17 protein-coding genes and 1 pseudogene are annotated in these 16,169 nt (G+C 54.9%); 8 read left to right on the top strand and 10 right to left on the bottom strand.

All coding sequences use genetic code 11. The annotated features are described in order from the left end of the window. The 4 genes from ACG98I_RS10900 to ACG98I_RS10885 all read right to left on the bottom strand — a co-directional run bounded on the left by ACG98I_RS10900 (position 1) and on the right by ACG98I_RS10885 (position 4,605). Positions 1-1,416, bottom strand: coding sequence for an FAD-binding protein (locus tag ACG98I_RS10900; RefSeq protein ID WP_394720665.1), 1,416 nt, complete (start codon positions 1,414-1,416; stop codon positions 1-3). 107 nt (positions 1,417-1,523) lie between these two features. Further along, positions 1,524-3,044 (bottom strand): CotH kinase family protein, encoded by a 1,521-nt coding sequence (locus ACG98I_RS10895; protein ID WP_394720664.1) that lies wholly within the window; start codon positions 3,042-3,044, stop codon positions 1,524-1,526. Positions 3,045-3,048: 4 nt separating this feature from the next. Continuing rightward, positions 3,049-3,735: a DUF4956 domain-containing protein gene (locus ACG98I_RS10890; RefSeq protein ID WP_394720663.1), complete on the bottom strand. Its 687-nt coding sequence runs from the start codon at positions 3,733-3,735 to the stop codon at positions 3,049-3,051. A 27-nt stretch (positions 3,736-3,762) separates the two neighbouring features. Beyond that, entirely contained in the window at positions 3,763-4,605 is an 843-nt protein-coding gene (locus ACG98I_RS10885; RefSeq protein WP_394720662.1) for a polyphosphate polymerase domain-containing protein, read from the bottom strand. Positions 4,606-4,839: 234 nt separating this feature from the next. Between ACG98I_RS10885 and ACG98I_RS10880 the strand changes: the two genes are divergently transcribed. The 3 genes and pseudogenes from ACG98I_RS10880 (at position 4,840) to ACG98I_RS10870 (ending at position 6,775) form a co-directional block, all read left to right on the top strand. Further along, on the top strand, positions 4,840-5,022 hold the full coding sequence (locus ACG98I_RS10880) for a hypothetical protein (RefSeq protein ID WP_394720661.1): 183 nt from the start codon (positions 4,840-4,842) through the stop codon (positions 5,020-5,022). Next, positions 4,998-6,104, top strand: a complete 1,107-nt coding sequence (locus ACG98I_RS10875) for a sensor histidine kinase (protein ID WP_394720660.1) — start codon at positions 4,998-5,000, stop codon at positions 6,102-6,104. Before ACG98I_RS10880 ends, ACG98I_RS10875 begins: the two co-directional genes overlap by 25 nt. Next, a pseudogene (locus ACG98I_RS10870) lies at positions 6,101-6,775 on the top strand (response regulator). The gene ACG98I_RS10875 and the pseudogene ACG98I_RS10870 overlap by 4 nt, the downstream one beginning before the upstream one ends. 2 nt (positions 6,776-6,777) lie before the next feature. Here ACG98I_RS10870 and ACG98I_RS10865 read toward each other — a convergent pair. The 3 genes from ACG98I_RS10865 to ACG98I_RS10855 all read right to left on the bottom strand — a co-directional run bounded on the left by ACG98I_RS10865 (position 6,778) and on the right by ACG98I_RS10855 (position 9,653). After that, positions 6,778-7,056 (bottom strand): hypothetical protein, encoded by a 279-nt coding sequence (locus ACG98I_RS10865; RefSeq protein WP_394720659.1) that lies wholly within the window; start codon positions 7,054-7,056, stop codon positions 6,778-6,780. Positions 7,057-7,146: 90 nt separating this feature from the next. After that, positions 7,147-8,520 (bottom strand): MFS transporter, encoded by a 1,374-nt coding sequence (locus ACG98I_RS10860; RefSeq protein WP_394720729.1) that lies wholly within the window; start codon positions 8,518-8,520, stop codon positions 7,147-7,149. A 104-nt stretch (positions 8,521-8,624) separates the two neighbouring features. Next, positions 8,625-9,653: a nucleoside hydrolase gene (locus tag ACG98I_RS10855; RefSeq protein WP_394720658.1), complete on the bottom strand. Its 1,029-nt coding sequence runs from the start codon at positions 9,651-9,653 to the stop codon at positions 8,625-8,627. A gap of 148 nt (positions 9,654-9,801) precedes the next feature. Between ACG98I_RS10855 and ACG98I_RS10850 the strand changes: the two genes are divergently transcribed. Genes ACG98I_RS10850 through ACG98I_RS10835 form a run of 4 tightly spaced genes read left to right on the top strand, consistent with a single transcriptional unit; the run spans position 9,802 to position 12,121 of the window. Continuing rightward, positions 9,802-10,245, top strand: coding sequence for a hypothetical protein (locus ACG98I_RS10850; protein ID WP_394720657.1), 444 nt, complete (start codon positions 9,802-9,804; stop codon positions 10,243-10,245). Between the two features lie 14 nt (positions 10,246-10,259). Further along, positions 10,260-11,231, top strand: coding sequence for a hypothetical protein (locus ACG98I_RS10845; protein ID WP_394720656.1), 972 nt, complete (start codon positions 10,260-10,262; stop codon positions 11,229-11,231). 6 nt (positions 11,232-11,237) lie between these two features. After that, positions 11,238-11,648: a GtrA family protein gene (locus ACG98I_RS10840; protein WP_394720655.1), complete on the top strand. Its 411-nt coding sequence runs from the start codon at positions 11,238-11,240 to the stop codon at positions 11,646-11,648. A 14-nt stretch (positions 11,649-11,662) separates the two neighbouring features. Continuing rightward, entirely contained in the window at positions 11,663-12,121 is a 459-nt protein-coding gene (locus tag ACG98I_RS10835; protein ID WP_394720654.1) for a GtrA family protein, read from the top strand. 3 nt (positions 12,122-12,124) lie between these two features. On the opposite strand, the gene ACG98I_RS10830 is transcribed toward ACG98I_RS10835, so the two are convergent. Next, positions 12,125-13,066, bottom strand: coding sequence for a glycosyltransferase (locus ACG98I_RS10830; RefSeq protein ID WP_394720653.1), 942 nt, complete (start codon positions 13,064-13,066; stop codon positions 12,125-12,127). 43 nt (positions 13,067-13,109) lie between these two features. On the opposite strand from ACG98I_RS10830, the gene ACG98I_RS10825 reads away from it, so the two are divergent. After that, positions 13,110-13,769: a GNAT family N-acetyltransferase gene (locus ACG98I_RS10825; RefSeq protein ID WP_394720652.1), complete on the top strand. Its 660-nt coding sequence runs from the start codon at positions 13,110-13,112 to the stop codon at positions 13,767-13,769. Positions 13,770-13,952: 183 nt separating this feature from the next. On the opposite strand, the gene ACG98I_RS10820 is transcribed toward ACG98I_RS10825, so the two are convergent. Together ACG98I_RS10820 and ACG98I_RS10815 are read right to left on the bottom strand one after the other, a co-directional pair. Beyond that, positions 13,953-14,405 carry a hypothetical protein gene (locus tag ACG98I_RS10820; RefSeq protein WP_394720651.1) on the bottom strand — a complete coding sequence of 151 codons (453 nt, stop codon included), beginning with the start codon at positions 14,403-14,405 and terminating at the stop codon, positions 13,953-13,955. Positions 14,406-14,942: 537 nt separating this feature from the next. Then, a protein-coding gene (locus ACG98I_RS10815) for an IS3 family transposase (protein ID WP_394718078.1) occupies positions 14,943-16,144 on the bottom strand; the annotation gives its coding sequence in 2 pieces (ribosomal slippage) (positions 14,943-15,850 and positions 15,850-16,144; 1,203 coding nt in all). Positions 16,145-16,169: the final 25 nt, after the last annotated feature.

Genomic DNA, 16,169 nt, shown 5'->3' with positions numbered 1-16,169 from the left:
TTAGCGCAGCTCGAGGCGGCGTGACATGTCGGAGGCGAAGACGCCCGTTGGGTCAATGTTGTTGCGGGTGGTCAACCAGCCCTCAAGCTCTGGGTACATCTGGTGGAAGTTTTCCGCAGAGGTGCGGGATTCCTTAGCCAGGTACAAACGGCCACCGAATTCCATGACTCGCTTATCTAGGTCATCCAGGAAATCTCCCAGACCCGGACGGATGGGGAAGTCCACGCAAACATTCCAGCCTGGCATTGGGTAGCTCAACGGCGCCTTGTTGCCAGGGCCGAATAGCTTGAACACGTTCAGTGCTGAGTAGTGGCCGGATTTTTGCATATCGCGGATGATGTCCTTGAACGGCTCCACCGCATCCATCGGCACTACGAACTGGTACTGCAAGAAGCCCTTAGAGCCGTAGCCACGGTTCCACTCACCAATCAGGTCCAGCGGTTGGTAGAACTGGGTCAGGTTCTTGACCTGGTTCTTCGCCGGCGCGCCCATCATGTAGTAGGCCTCACCGATACCCATCAAGGTCAACTTATTCATGGTCCAGGATGGGAAAATATCTGGCACAGTCATCAGCTGTGGCGCGTTGAATTTCAACGGATCCGCCGCCAGCTTTGGGGCGAACTCTTCTAGCTGCGCCAGCGTTGCCAAAGAACCACGAGAGATAGTGGAACGGCCGAGCTTTGGCTCAGGAGAAATAACATCGAACCACGCCGAGGAGTAGGTGTAGTTATGTTCCGAACCATCGGAGTGAGCCGCAACGGTCTCATCCAGGTTGGCAGTGCGCTCAGTATCTGCGATGAAGTAAGCCGTTTCGGTCTTGGTCATGCGGATGGTTGCGCGCAGGATAATGCCGGTCAGACCCATGCCGCCGACGGTGGCCCAGAATAGCTCGGCTTCTGGGTCATCATCGGTGCCCTCTGGGGTCAAATGCAGGACGCGGCCATCAGCAACGAGTAGCTCCATGCTGGTGACGTGGTCACCGAAGGAGCCCTCGGAGTGGTGGTTCTTGCCGTGAATATCAGGACCAATGGCGCCACCGATGGTGACCTGGCGGGTGCCCGGCAGGACCGGAACCCACAGGCCGAAAGGCAGTGCGGCCTTCATCAGCTGGTCCAGGGTGACACCGGCATCAACATCAACGATTGCTGATTCCGGGTCGATGGAGTGGATACGGTTCAGTGACTGCATGTCGATGACAAGGCCACCAGCGTTTTGCGCCGGGTCGCCGTAGGAGCGGCCCATGCCGCGGGCGATGACGCCGCGGCGCAGGTGCTCTGGCTTATCGGCGTTGTCATCAGCGACCATGGCAACGGCCTGACGGATGTCCTCAACGTCGGAGGTTGCCAGCACATGTGCGGTCGTTGGGGCGGTACGGCCCCAGCCATGTAGAGATTTTACGGTGGTGTGCAATTCCATAGTTTTCAAGCTTACCTAGCTTTATGGATGTATTACTTGCGCAACTTCGCTAACTCACCGTTTACACAGGTGATTTTCAGTACAACGATCGCCGGACCGGATATCACTTAGACGTCTTCGACGTTTTCAGTCGCACCGAGTCCGCCCCGTCCACCTCGTCCCATACCCATTCCGGCGCTGGGCTCAGGGGCAGTTTCGCTTAACGATGCCAAACTCGAACGAATGCTTTCCGCCAACGTTGCCGCACCTGTGTCACCAGTAGCTTCTGCCCGCGTGGTCAGATCTGTCAGCGTCTGCTCCGCATAACCACTGGCAATCAACGTTTCATAGAGTTCTGCATAAGCCTGCTCATACATAGCGTAGAACTCTTCATCCTCTAAGAAGCGTTCCTTGAGGATTGAGCTATCGCCCATGCCACCGCCAGCACCACCGGCGCCGCCTTCCGGCATAGCTGGCATCTCCATGCCCTCGGGCATTTCACCGTCCTGTGGCATTTGCGGCATCTGCTGGAAGTCCTCGGTAGCGGATTCATCGGTTGTCTCGCCCATGCCTCCGGAAAGGGCCATGTTGAGGTCCCAGGACAATACGGTGAACTGTTCCTCGGTGGTGTCGTACCAGAGGTAGTAGTTATTGCCCGGGCCGTCCATGGCGTCATTATTGGACAAGATTTCCTGGGTTGCCAGATACGTCGTGAAAGACTCCGTATCAACGTAGTCATCGAGTTCAGCCGCGAATTCCTCGTCCGTGGACTCATTGAGGAATTTCATCAACGTCATCACTGGTTGTAGGTCATAAGCGCCCTCGCCATTGATTTGGTTGAAGGATTCCTCATAGTCCGTGGGGTCATCGCCAACATATTCCAGCGAGCCGCCAGCGCGAGCCTTGTACAGCACGCCGTCACCGAGCTCATCGGCCCATTGAGTGTCAGGAGTATCAACCACCAAGCGGGTGGCGGCCTCTGAACCATTGACGGTGACCGTGGAGTAGCTGAAGTCTTGCGTGACCTGGCCGCTTTCCGCAGTCAACGACAAAGCAAGTGCTTCATTGAGCGCAACATCGGAACCGCTGGCCGCGGGGCGTAGCGCAATTTCGGTCTTGCCTTGGAAAGCGCGGCCTTCCTCAAACTCATCGAAGCTGATCAGCCATGGCAACTCCTCCGGTTTCTCCTCAGATAGCTGCGTCATGCCCATGCCGCCTCGACCGCCCTCGGCATTGTCTTCGTCAGTGTTGGTGCTTTTGAGAGACTGCAAGGTGGAATTGCCTTTCAGGCGCAAGCCAACGTTTTCAATGAGGGTGCCATCGATAGTGATATCGGCGCGGATGTATTCTTTTTCGCCTTCAGTCCGGAATGTTTCGAGCATGTCCTCGTATTCCGACTGGTTGAAGGTGATCTCAATGGTGTGCTCGTTCTCATCAAAGAGGTCCGTTTCGCCCTCGATGTCATTTACAATGACGGTTTCAGATACCAGCTCTGAGGTGATGTACGGGCGCACCATGCTGGTGCCAAAAGCCAGCGCGATGGCAAGACAGATAGCAATGGCGGCAACCAGTAACTTCCAGTGGTGCCGCAGCCGCACCGGTAATCGGTGCTTGAGCGGTATCCGTTTCTTAGTTATGGAATGAGACATTTTCTTACATATCCGTCTGGTCGTATCCGGTTAGTACGGTAGCTTTTTGACCAGCGTTAATAACGCGCAGCTCATTAATAAGGTCAGAAGATTTCACGCCCTTCTTCAGACGTGCGGTGTAGCTGTACTCGACCAAGGAGCCGCTGCGAACACTTTCAGTACTAATCAGCTCATATTCGGTGGTGTTGCGGATTAAGATGTCATCGATAAGCGGTGCGTAATCATCGCCATCGGCAGGCACCTGCAGCTTGACTACCTGGCGCTGAACGTCCAAAGCAAACCAGTTGAAGCGGTGCATGAGCACGATGACTAGGCAGATAGCGATGGTGGCGATGATGGCCAGCGAGTAGAAACGCGTACCGCAGGCCATGCCGATACCCATGACTAGGAAGATGAAGCCGACGTCGCGGGTTTCTTTGATGGCATTACGGAAACGCACCACAGACAACGCGCCGACCAGCGCGAATGCGCGGGCAATATTCGAGCCCACAATCAACATGATGAGCGCGATGATCATGCCCAAGATGATGAGCGTTTGGACATAGCCCTGGCTATAGCTGATGTTTTTGTGCGTGTTGCGATACACCCATGCGACAACGAGGCTGCAGATAAACGCAAGGGAAAGTGACAGTAATACATCGGCGACGCTGAAGGTGCCGGAGAGGTCAGTGAGACCGAAATCGAGATCCATGGAAGTTACTCCTTATATAAGTGGTGGTTAGTTGGTGGAGGCGTTCACAATTTGTGAGGGGTCAACGTGTTCTTCCTCAGGCGCGTGGAAGACGGAACGTGGGGCGAGCCCGTGGGCTTCGACGCTTTGGCAATACTTGGAGATTCTTTGCACCTGTAAGTCGTGCCGGGCTGCCATATCGGTGACCCAATACGGTGCGCGCTCGTTGACTTTGATCTCCATCACTGCCAGGTCTGGGCGGATGATGTAGCGGCTTTCGGCCTCTGAGCGCAGGTCAAAGTCACGGTCGCGCCCGCGGATGCGGTGGTCGAGTGTGACTCGCAGGCCCAAGTCAGCATCGGTGCCCACATAAGGTTCACGGCGGTAGCCGGTCATTGCGGTGGGGCGCAGATCCAGGCGGACGATGAGATCTAGGACTTCATCAATGAAGCTTTGATCCGCGCCGGGGTATTCAATGCGCTGGCGGCGGTCACATAGGTCGAGCGCCAAGTGGTAGGGCAGCATGACGCGGCGTTTTTGGGTGACGCGATTGACGCGCTGTTTGATTTCGACAGAGACCATGGCATCTTCCGAAATCGGTTCATCGGCACCGCCGGTTTCGCCATAGCGGCGGATGCGCAGCTTGCGACGAAACTTGAAGCCCTCAATTTTCTCGCGGTAGAAACGCAGCTTGTCCGTGTCATAGTAGACACTCCACACGCCGTAGCCGCGTGGCCCGGAATATGGATCCCGAATCATCTGGTGGTTGAGTTCCTCGCGGATTGTTGGAACCTTGTCCTCTGGTACCAAGTACTTCAACTCATAGCGGTTGAAGGCATGCAATTTACCCGGGGCGCGAAGCTTGTGGCTCACGTTACTGGGTTGGTTCATGAGATTGGATAAGTCCTTCCTGTTCTCATTTTCTGCGGGTGTTTTTCCGCAGCACGATTAGGTATGAACTCATTGTTGTTTGAACGCGAGGATTTGAAATCGCCCCGCAGGAGTATTTCGTGTACTACATCCGCGGTATATTTCTCTCACCCCACGGTGGGACGCGTAAAAGCTCACTAGGCTGACAGAATTAAAGGAAAGAATCAGGCACTAATAGAAGGAGCAACGGGGCATATGCAGCAGCCAAAGCCGAAGGATCGTTCAATGTGGCTGCCTGCGTGGGTAGTAGACATTGGAATCATGGTGTTGATACTGATCGCCACCATTTTTCCATGCCCGGTGGCTTTCCGGGGATATTTCCTGGTGGGCCAGGCGGCGGGCCAGTCCCGCACATGCCTAATCAGTATTTTGCGCTGATTGGATTAGCGCTGGCTGTGGTCACTATGGTGGCAGTGCCATTACGCCGACGTTGGCCGTTACCGGTTTATCTGCTCAGTTTTGTCGCGTATTTAGCCGCGGTGCTTGCAGGAGTGCCCGCATTGGGTCCAGGGATTGGCGCGGTGGTTGCGGTATTTGCTGTGGCCAATAACGTGCCGCGCGTGAAGGCTTGGACTTTCGGTGCCATCGGCGCGGTCATCGTTGCCGTAGTGAGCGTATTTGTCAATGAGCACATGGTGATTGAGCCGCAGGTCTTCCAAATTGCTGCCGCCATTGCTATTGCTACCGCGCTGGGGGACAGCGCGCGCTCGCGCCGTGAATATACTCGCGCTGCAATGGAACGCGCGGAACGTGCCGAGCAAACCCGCGAAGCTGAAACCCACCGGCGCGTTGCCGAAGAACGCCTGCGTATCGCGCAGGATCTTCATGACACCGTCGCGCACCGTATTTCCGTGATTAGCCTGAATGCCGGAGTGGCTTCAAGTTCATTAGAAACCAAGCCAGAAAGAGCTAAAGAGTCCCTTGCCACTATTCGTAGCGCCGCGCGCGATGTGCTGGGTGATATCGGCGTATTGTTGCGCTACTTGCGTGCCGATGACACCGCCGGCAGTGCCAGCGGTTCGGAATGGATGGTGCAGCCCGGGATCGATGACATTGATGCTTTGATTGCAACGGTCACTGAATCTGGTCTTCACGTTGAGCATAACTTCACCGGTGATAAGTCACTGGTGGATGAAACCACGGGCCGTGTTGCCTACCGGGTGGCGCAGGAAGGACTAACCAATGCGCACAATCACGGCTCTGGTGGAAATGCGGCACTCGATATTTCTGTCAAGAACGGCAATGTTAAGACCGTGACCATTCAGGTGACTAACCCGGTATTGGGTACGAGCCGTAACCAACCAGATGCGCCGTCAGGAAACTTAGGGCTGACGGGATTGCGCGAAAGAGTGGGCGCGGTGGGTGGAAAAATCACCGCAGAGGAATCACGCGGTACATTTACATTGATTGCCGAGCTGCCGTTGAGCAGCCGCACCAGAAACCGAGAGGAAACGCTGTGACCACCGTAGTTGTAGTAGATGATCAGGTATTGGTGAGACAAGCGGTGGTGGATATCCTGGACAGCGCTGAGAATATTGACGTCGTGGGTGCTGCCGCCGATGGGATCGAGGCAGCTGAAATGGCAGCGAGTCTGCAACCGGACATCGTGTTGATGGATATTCGCATGCCGCGGCTTGATGGAATTGAAGCCACCCAACGCATTTGTGAGGATCCGGCGAATAGCAATAGCCGGGTATTAATCCTGACCACGTTTGAAGAAGATGAATACGTGGTATCCGCATTGCGCGCCGGGGCCAGCGGTTTCATTGGTAAGGGCGCGGAACCAGAAGAAATTATCCGTGCAGTACACGCAGTTGCTGCTGGTGATGAACTGTTATCGCCCGTGGCAACGCGGAGTCTTATTGCACAGTATGTGCGCTCACCAGGCCCGCGCCCGGTGGCGTCAGAAGAAGCAGCGCGCAAATTGGCACTATTGACAGAAAGAGAACGCGAAGTCCTTTAGCTCGTGGGCCGGGGACTGTCTAATCAGCAGATTGCCGAGACTCTCTTTATCTCCCCGCACACAGCGAAGACCCATGTCAACCGGATCATGACCAAGATTTATGCGCATGATCGAGCGCAGCTGGTCATCCTTGCTTATGAAAGCGGACTATTGGTTCCTGGGGAATAGATTTAATAGAGATCCATGATGTCGCGGATTTCTTGTGGCAATTCTTCTTGCGTGGTGATTTCTGGACCCTCATATTCGCGCAGAAGTTTGTAGACCAGGCCGCGGGAGTTGGAATCTAGCATCGGGATTTCCTGGGCCATCAGACGCGTCATGAAGTCATTGAGCGGCAGGTTCGTGTGCTCTGCTGCGATGAAACGGCCATTGCGCTTGTCATTTTCTGAACGCTCATCTTGCGCCGCTTGCTGAGCTGGGGTGAGGTTTTCCATCTTGCCGTCATACATGCAATCCAGCTTAGCGCTTGGAAGCCTGCGGAAAAGAATATCGCCGTCCCTGCGAGATACTGCGGGAACGGCGATAGTGAGATAGTTGCCTTAGACGACGGCGCCTTCGGCTTCAGCAGCAGTGACTTTTGGGATAAAGAGCGAGGTAGCAGCTGAGATGGCCAGGATGATGGCGGCGACCAAGAATGCGGTGGTGTAACCTGCTGTCGAATCCGAGCCCGCAGGGGAGCCGGCGACCATGAAGACCGGAAGGATGGCGAAGGAAACTCCAGCACCCAGGTTGAATGCTGCGGAGTTCATGCCTGGCAAGAAGCCCTCATTGTCCTTTGGTGAGTTCACAACACCCAGGTTATTGAGCACGATGTTGCCGATACCGGCGTAGGTGACACCCAGCAGGATGACCGCGAGGATGAGCACAATCTTGGAGTGAACACCGACGAAAGCCAGAAGCAGCAACAAGATAGCGGAGGCGATATTGCCGATGCGCAGCAGATTGCCGTAGCCGATAACTGGTGCGTAGCGGCCTGCGAAAGGACCAACTGCCAAACCAATCAGGGCATACGGTGCGAGCAAGAATAGGGAAGCGGCGTCAGCGCTCATACTGAAGCCCGCGGTTGGGTTCTGAGCCAGAGAAACGGCCACGCCATTAACAGCAGCGAAGACACCGGTCATGGTCAACACCGTGGTTAACAGCAAGCCCCAGGTGGAACGGCGCTTGAGGTACTTCGGTGCCACCAGTGGCTGGTCTTGCTTATTTTCCCACTTCCAGAAGACCACGAACATAGCCAAACCAATGACCAGGCCGATGATGACAGATACCCAGTTGGCAGCGCTTGCCTTACCGGCCTCATTAACAGCGAGCGTGATGGCACAAACGCTGATGACCAGGAACAGCGCGCCCCACCAGTCGACCTTGATACCACTGGAAGGCTTAGATTCTGGTGCCCACAGGGCAACCATGGCGACGGCGATGAAGCCGACGATAGCAATGAGCCAGAAGACAGAACGGAAGCCCCAGTTCTCAGCCATCCAGCCAGAGACCAGCACGTCAATACCGGCGACGCCGCCGTTAATCGCGGCAACCAGACCCAGCAAGGTACCCAGGCGGACTTCATTCTTGACCTGGCTGCGCAGGATGATCAGGGTCATTGGAATGGTAGGACCAGCAATGCCCTGCAGCGCGCGGGCAACCATAAGGACACCAATATTCGGTGCAAGCGCTGCGATAACGCCACCAATTGCCATTACAGACAGCATGATGAGCAGAATGCGGCGGCGGCCGACAATATCGGAAAGACGTGGCAGGAACAGACCACACAGTGCACCGCCGGTGAAGAAGGCGGTTTGTGTAAGACCAACGGTGGCTTCGTCGGTGTTGAGCTCTTCCGCCATCGTGGTGAGCACGGGCGAGAGCATTGATGCGTTGAGCTGGAACGCCACCGCGGCGGCGATCAGCACGGTCATCAGCAGTGGCAGACCGCCTTTGCGGGAGTCAACCGGGTCAACAACGCGCGCGTTATTTCCGGTCACGGAGTGAGAATTGGACACAAGGATCTCCTGGTTTAAATCTAGGACTGGAAGTTGGTGTCGCCAATGCGGCGAAGGGCGTCAAAGAGGAGATCCCAGAATTTCTCGGTATCCACATCCACTGCGACAAAGGTATTTGGGGTAGAAGCATCTGGCTCATCATGATCATCAACGAGAGCCAGGCCGCTTGGATCATTATTGGACCATGTGCGGCGCAAGTCCACGATGGTCTGACCGCGGGCATGAGCGCCTTGGGTTTCCACATAGATGGGTGCGCGCAGAACGCGAACGATGGACGGATCAGCAACGGCTGCCACCGCCAATGGATCATGCATTGGTGGGCCTGGGTAGTTGCGTTCTTTCATGTAGGAAGCGCCGAAGAACTCAACGAGCTCTGCGATAAACTGCGCAACATCGGTACCGATGCTCTTGAGCTCTTCCATGCGTTCAGGAACTGCGAGAACCTGGTGGGTGACATCCAAGCCAATCATGGTGACTGGCCAGGACTCTTCAAAAACAATCGCCGCTGCTTCTGGGTCTGCCAGGATGTTGAACTCGGCTGCTGGGGTCATGTTGCCGGTGTGGTGGCCACCGCCCATGAGGGTGATGCCACCGACCCGCTCGACCAGCTGGGGATACATGCGCGCAAAGAGGGCGATATTGGTCAAAGAACCAGTTGGAACAATAACGACCGAACCTGGCTCATTATCTTCAATTACCTGTGCGATCAGGTTGACCGCGTGGGTGTCTTCCAATGGCGCGCCGGGAGCGGGTAGCTCTGGGCCATCCAGTCCCGATTCGCCGTGAATCTCATCTGGGATGAGTTGCGGGCCAACGAGCGGACGGGATGCGCCTGCGGCGAAAGGCACGCCAGTGATGTTGCCAACGCGTGCCAGGGCACGTGCGTTAGTGGTGACCTTTTCTAGGGTTTGGTTTCCCGCGACGGTGGTAACGGCCAATAGCTCAAGATTTGGGTTGCCGTGAGCCAGCAGCAAGGCAATTGCGTCATCATGGCCTGGGTCGCAGTCCAAAATGATCTTTTGTGCAGGTGGGTTGGTACTTGCGTTCATGGCTATGACCTTACTCTTAGGCACCCTACGCAGTGACTTTCCCCGCCGATTTCCAGTTGTGTTCTTGTACTAATTTATTCAGGTTGGTGGCTGTTGGGAGCTCAAAGCTTTCCCACGCACTATTACTTGGCGGGTATTCTGGGGCGTTATGACAAATGATTCTGTTAACACCGAGTACGTAGAAGAAGACAACTACGCCCTGGATGACACCTTGGCTGGCCGCGTGGTGCAGGCGGGCTTTGTGGGCACGGCGTTGTCTTTCCCGGATTACATAAAGAAGCCAGGTTCTTTGATTGCAACTTATGTGTTGACGTTGGCGTCTTTTACCGGTCTGGTGGGCTACCTCAACGCCATTGATGAGGATGAAGAGCATAGTCCGCAGGTGCCGGAAGAATCCACGTTCCCGCTATGGCAGCTGATCGCCGGCGTGGCCGTCGGTGGAACTCTCAAGATATTCGGTATGCGCAAGCTAGCAAAATTCCTGCGTAAGAAGGGAATGAAGAAGCCATGGACACTCTTTGGCGGGATTGGCGCGGTCCTGGTTTTCATCGCTAGCGAATGCGCAGCGCGCACCGCACCGAATCAGAATTAAGTACGCTGGGCACTATGTCAGGCACTGGAGTATTTGACCTCGACAGCCTTCGTGACCGGAAGAAACGTGAACAACAACGAGGCCACGCAGGGTCGAAGAGCCACGATGATGTGGACAAGACTGTCGAATTACGCCGGGAACCACTGACCGTCATCCTGCAAGTATCCAACGTTCGCGAGGACGCTGAAGTTCACCGGCATATTGGTGTCAATGACGCCATGACTTTTGCTCAGCTGCATGACGTCATCACTATTTGTTTCGCTCTTCCAGATGAAGAATCACCGTGGCACTTCTACCGACGGGCAAAAAATTCGGAAGAAGAGTTAGAATCTCGTCGCATTGATCCGGACCACCACATCGCTGAATTTCTCTGGCGCGAGGGTGAAGTGGTGGAATTCACCTGGGGACTGTGGGACTTTGACCTCACAGTTGCTGAGATTTATCCGCGCGATAGCGGTACTCCACAAGCATTGTGCGTTGGGGGCTCCAGCTCCTTCCCTGGAACTAGATTTGATCTCACCGCGATTAACGCGGAGCTGACCGGGCAGGAAGTCATTGATGAGGTACTCACGTATCTCACGCCACCTGCACGCGGGGTAATTGAACGCTCTCGTCTCTTCGATTTTGTCCCGCTGCTGCAAGCCTTGGATTTGAACCATGACGTGGACTTATCCGAAGAAAAGTGGAATCAGATTTCCACCCTTCCGCGTGAGGTGACCACCGAAGGACAAGATGCATTTTGGTCCATCGTGTTGGGATTGGCGTGTATGGGCGCCCCGGATTTGATGGACTCAGTCACCGCCACCACGATGGAGGCCTTGGGGTGGATTGATGATGATGGCCGCGAGCTGACGGCGGATGAAATCTGGGGGATGTGTCCGGCATCGGCAAGCGTTTTGGCGTCAGTTGGGGCCTGCGGACCCGACGCGGCAGCACCAGTAGACCGTTTAGATATCTTCCGTGCGCTGTTGCGTGGGGTAGGCTAACCGTTCGTGACTTCATCGAATAATTCTTTAAAGACCCAGCTTTCGCGGTTTGTCCTAGTTGGCATCTTCACCGCGATCCTGGACTATTCGGTCACTATGCTTTTGACCTATTTCGGTCTGCACCGCTCTGCGGCAAAAGCTATTGGCTGGGTCTTTGGCACCATCGCCGCCTATCTCGTGAACGCACGCTGGACGTTTGGCGCAAAGGTATCCGGCAAGACCGCTATCAGCGTTGCCCTGCTCTATGCCTCCACCTTTGCCGTGCAGAATATCTTGTATTGGCTGCTGGAATCACCACTGATGGCACTAGGATTGACTGGACTCACAAAAGACACCGTGGCATTCGTGATCGCCCAGGGTGTGGCGACGGTGACGAACTTTGTCATCCAGCGCGTATTTGTTTTTAAATCGAAGTAGGTAAGGTCAACGCGATGACTTCTCAAGGCGCTGAACGGTTGGCCAAATCGCATTCTTTGAAAGGCCAATCCACCAAATTTGCTATCACTGGCGGTATCTCTGCCGTTATTGATGCGAGTTTGACCTGGATTTTTCAGATTGCGCTGGAGCTTTTAGGAAATATTGGCGCGCGCTCGGTCGGCTTTTTCTTCGGTACTTTAACGGCTTATTTGCTCAACCGTCGGTGGACGTTTCGTGCCGAGCCATCCAAGCGGCGTTTTGCGCTGGTGGCGTTGACCTACGGCATTACCTACGTCATCAACATCGTGATCTATCGCTGGGCATTTCCATTCTTCGACCACACTTTGGAATGGCGCTCCACTTATGCACTGGTCATGGCGTTTATCATCGCGCAAGGTACCGCCACCATTATTAACTTTTTCGTGCAGCGGTGGTTGATTTTTCGCAACGCACCAAAAATCCGCGAGGTCTAATTTTTAGCCATGTTCGGGCCGGCGGAAGTCTTCGCGGCGGCCGCGGTTGTGGAGCTTAAGCCACTGCATAAAGCCCTTGGGGTCATGTTGCTGGACGAGGAAAAACCAGCCAAAGCGCGCGAATTCCTGGGGCAGTAGCTTGCGCATGCCGCGCTGCCACAGCAGGTAACCACGGTTGCGGTAGGTGAAATAGCGTTTGAACTCGCCTTCTGGGTATTGCGTGTGCATCTTGCCGCCAAGAATCGGCTTGAATTCATCCGAACCATCCGGATGCAGGTAAGCACAGGTCAGTGCAGTGCCGAAGCTCAGGCCAGAGTTGACCAGGCGGCGATGGTATTCCACTTCATCACCGCGAATAAACAAGCGGTAATCGGGTACGCCGATGATTTCCATGGCTTTGCCCGAAATAAGTGCACCATTGAAAAGCGATGCGATACCCGGCAGGAAGTCGCCTTCGAGCTCTTCCATGCGGCGGCGCCAGACGAGACCTTGTCGTAGCGGGAATGCGAGTGCGCCAGGGTCATTGATATTGCATACAGCTGGTGAAACCTCATGCAGCTGGTTGGCTTCTGCGACGCGATAAAGCTCGGCGAGCACAGCGGCATCGGCAGGCCAGCCATCATCATCAGCGCACCAGATGGCGTCGGCGCCGAGGGATAACGCGGTCAGGAATCCAAGCGCGAAACCGCCGGCGCCGCCCAGGTTGGTCTTCGATGCCACATAGACGGCTCGCTCACCGGCGAGCTCTTCCACCAGGTTCTTCACGGCTGCTTCAGCGCCATTATCCACGACGATAACCCACTTCACCGGGTGGGTTTGGGCAACCACTTGCTCAAGCGATGCGCGCAGCAATTCCACGCGATTATGCGTGACGATGACAGCTGCTGTTGAACCAGATGAGCTTAAAGGTGCAACCTGTGGGGCATGAGAGTGCGAAGTGGACATGATTGCTATTCTTCCATGAAATAATTGCTGGTAACCTTTCGGCATGGAACTTGAGTTCATCTGGCCACCTTTTGGATTAGAAATCACAGTCAGCAATGGCCGTGATGAGCTATCGCTGCGGGTGATGCGCGATGAACACATTGCCGCGATTGCCGGTGTGACACCTGCGGATATATACGGCGCCGATATCCCGGACTATGCCTTTGGCTGGCTCTTTGATGAAGACAATAATTCGGCACAATTTCGTTGGCTCAACCGCGCGCAAACCTCCCCAACGCAGTGGTGGCTAGATTTCATCGTGATGCGCGGTGAAGAGGTAGTTGGCACTCTCTCTATGCGTGCCCCTGATTTTCCGGAGACCAAGTCTATTGAGACTGGCTCTTGGATTTATCACAAATACCAAGGCCAAGGCTTGGGTACATTGGTGCGCCATGCTTTAGCTGCAACCGCGTTCAATCATTTTGGTGCTTCACAACTGACCACTAGTTGGGCGGACGCCAATGTGGTATCAGCGACCGTGAGTTCAAAACTGGGATATCGCAAGATCAAGAGCATTGAGGTGGACAACCTCGGTCCGGGTGGTCAGACCACACCCGGTACCCAAGCGATGCTTGAGCGCGCGGACTATCAGCAGCCTTCGGACATTAAGGTCACCGCAACTGGCGTGAGTCCTGAGCTGAAAAAGCTTTTGGGACTTGCATAAGCATTGGTAATGAAAAGCGACGGCTACAGATAGAAAATCTCCACCTCGCCACGGTGCCCTTTTTATGAAGGAACTACGCGTGGTGAGCGGAGATTGAATTCTGCAAATCTTTAGAAACCATTAGGCGATCAAGCACGCGCTGCGCGGAGCGAAGGCTGCAGTGTGCCCAAATGTCTCTTCAAATTAGATAGACAGCCCTGGGATCAGACCGGAAACAGCTGCGAATGCAGCACCAATGGCCAGCAGAATGCCGATCAAAGCATCAGCGGAAGAGCCCAATGCCCAGTCCTGCTCGGCATCATTTTCATAGGAGGAACCGAAGATGCTCTCCTGAAGATCAGCTAAAGAATCCTGGTTTTCTTCGGAGCTGCTGTCTGCGGAACCCTCTACAGTCTCAGAGGAGAACTCATGTCCTGGGGATACCTCGGTATCGTACGTATTGCCGCCTTCTCCGTTATCTTCTTTCTCGGAAGAACCAGGTAGGGAAGAGGAGTCCTCATCGCTAGCATTTTCCGTGTTGGAGGAGTTGGTGATCTCTGAAGAGGAGTCGTCCTCATTGGTTTCTGCGAATGCTGCAGTGGTGGACAGGGATAAAGCGGTGATTGCTGCCAAAGCGGCGGTAGTAATGCGCTTCATAGGGAATTCTCCTTGAATAGTACTGACGTAGTGCAAAATAACGGTGCACGAGAATCTCATCGCTCTAACCCCCGTCCAGCGTTAAGTATATACACTACTTAAATGTAGATGCTATTTCTAGTGATTCTTCCTGTGGGGGTGCTAACTGCAGGCCGCATGATGCGGCCCCACTTTCAGCTGCGCGGTTATTGTGCGTGTGAAAGTGGGGCCGAAGAAGGATGAACTACAGGGGTTTAGCGCACTAAGCAAGGACGCTTTGCGTCAAACTCCCAGTTTGGAATCAGGTACTGCATGGCAAGTGCATCATCGCGGCTTCCCAAACTGGGGTTGCCCGCAAATTGTGGACACGTAGTTAAGCTACTTAGTGGTTAAGCAGCGGCTTTCTTTTTATCGTCTTGGTCAGCGATCCGGGCCTCGAAATCGACAGGGCTGATCATCCCGATAGCTGAATGCCGACGGCGCCGGTTGTAGACGATCTCAATCCAGCGAGCCACAGCCTTGGGCCCGACCCCCGGGAAGTGGACACGGAGGATTTAATCAAGAAGCAGATCTTAGGATAGCAGGACAGCGCTCCTCAAACACCACAGGAGCCAGATATTTACACCAGGAATGTCGGCGCACCGTGTTGTAACGGGTACACCAGCGGAAAACATCCCGCCGGCAGATCAACTGGTTGGCAAAGGTCTTGGAATCTTGAAGGACTTCCCTCTTCAGGGCCGCGTTGAACGACTCCGCCAAAGCGTTGTCCGCACTGGTCCCAATTGATCCCATCGACTGCCTGATCCCCAACTGGGTGCAGGTGTCCTGGAACGCATTCGATGTGTACACACTGCCGTGGTCCGAGTGGAAAATTGCTTCCTTCATGCTCCCTCGCTGGCCTTTGGCCATCACCAGCGCATCCTGCACCAGTGATGTGCGCATGTGATCGGCGATCGCGAAGCCAACCAGCCGGCGGGAATAGCAATCAATGACCGTAGCCAAGTACATATTCGACCCATCTGCAATCGGCAGATAGGTAATGTCACCGACGTAGACCTGGTTCGGCTTGTCGGCAGTGAATTTACGGCCGACAAGGTCAGGGAACACTGGTTTCTTCTGATCTGACACGGTGGTGGTGACCTTGCGTTTCTTGGTGTAGCCAAACAGTTTGAGTTCACGCATGATCCGCGCAACCCGCTTGTGATTCACGGGCTCATGACCCGGCTGGTCTTTAAGTTCAGCCGTAATCCGCTTGGCCCCGTAGCAACCATTTTCGGCAGTGAATACAGTCTTGACCCGTGCACCGAGGATGGCGTCGGATATGAGTCGTTTCCTCCGGGCTGAGCTGCTGTTTTTCCATTTGTAATAGGAGGACCTGCTGAGTTTCAACACGTCACATAACCGCTTAACCGAATGGTTCTTCTGGGCGTCGTCAACGAACTGGAAGCGGATCACCAGTTCGTCTCTTCCGCGAAATATTTAGCAGCCTTTCGCAGGATATCGCGCTCTTCGCGTAAGCGGCTGACTTCCCGTTCCAGCTGGCGGATCCGCTCAGCCTCGGTCACCGACATCGACGAGGGCGACTCTGCGGTGCGGGTTTTGGTACGCGCACCTGTCCCGTACTTTTTCAACCAGTTATGCAGGGTGGCACGGTTGATTCCGAGGTCCACGGCGATGGTCTTGAGCGAGGCACCTGGGGAGTTCTCGTAGAGCGCAACAGCGTCGCGCTTGAACTCCTCTGTGTAGGTCTTGCGTGGCATGGTGGCAGATTACCTTTCCCAGCAT

Source organism: Corynebacterium sp. L4757, from assembly GCF_043673995.1.
Lineage (GTDB): Bacteria > Actinomycetota > Actinomycetes > Mycobacteriales > Mycobacteriaceae > Corynebacterium.
Note: the sequence above shows the minus strand (reverse complement) of the source record. Positions and strands in the feature narration are given on the sequence as shown.

Excerpts from the sequence above, each read along its gene's own strand:
- ACG98I_RS10900 (WP_394720665.1), bottom strand. The coding sequence starts at position 1,416 with ATGGAATTGCACACCACCGTAAAATCTCTACATGGCTGGGGCCGTACC.
- ACG98I_RS10895 (WP_394720664.1), bottom strand. The coding sequence starts at position 3,044 with ATGTCTCATTCCATAACTAAGAAACGGATACCGCTCAAGCACCGATTA.
- ACG98I_RS10890 (WP_394720663.1), bottom strand. The coding sequence starts at position 3,735 with ATGGATCTCGATTTCGGTCTCACTGACCTCTCCGGCACCTTCAGCGTC.
- ACG98I_RS10885 (WP_394720662.1), bottom strand. The coding sequence starts at position 4,605 with ATGAACCAACCCAGTAACGTGAGCCACAAGCTTCGCGCCCCGGGTAAA.
- ACG98I_RS10880 (WP_394720661.1), top strand. The coding sequence starts at position 4,840 with ATGCAGCAGCCAAAGCCGAAGGATCGTTCAATGTGGCTGCCTGCGTGG.
- ACG98I_RS10875 (WP_394720660.1), top strand. The coding sequence starts at position 4,998 with ATGCCTAATCAGTATTTTGCGCTGATTGGATTAGCGCTGGCTGTGGTC.
- ACG98I_RS10865 (WP_394720659.1), bottom strand. The coding sequence starts at position 7,056 with ATGTATGACGGCAAGATGGAAAACCTCACCCCAGCTCAGCAAGCGGCG.
- ACG98I_RS10860 (WP_394720729.1), bottom strand. The coding sequence starts at position 8,520 with ATGACCGTGCTGATCGCCGCCGCGGTGGCGTTCCAGCTCAACGCATCA.
- ACG98I_RS10855 (WP_394720658.1), bottom strand. The coding sequence starts at position 9,653 with ATGAACGCAAGTACCAACCCACCTGCACAAAAGATCATTTTGGACTGC.
- ACG98I_RS10850 (WP_394720657.1), top strand. The coding sequence starts at position 9,802 with ATGACAAATGATTCTGTTAACACCGAGTACGTAGAAGAAGACAACTAC.
- ACG98I_RS10845 (WP_394720656.1), top strand. The coding sequence starts at position 10,260 with ATGTCAGGCACTGGAGTATTTGACCTCGACAGCCTTCGTGACCGGAAG.
- ACG98I_RS10835 (WP_394720654.1), top strand. The coding sequence starts at position 11,663 with ATGACTTCTCAAGGCGCTGAACGGTTGGCCAAATCGCATTCTTTGAAA.
- ACG98I_RS10830 (WP_394720653.1), bottom strand. The coding sequence starts at position 13,066 with ATGTCCACTTCGCACTCTCATGCCCCACAGGTTGCACCTTTAAGCTCA.
- ACG98I_RS10825 (WP_394720652.1), top strand. The coding sequence starts at position 13,110 with ATGGAACTTGAGTTCATCTGGCCACCTTTTGGATTAGAAATCACAGTC.
- ACG98I_RS10820 (WP_394720651.1), bottom strand. The coding sequence starts at position 14,405 with ATGAAGCGCATTACTACCGCCGCTTTGGCAGCAATCACCGCTTTATCC.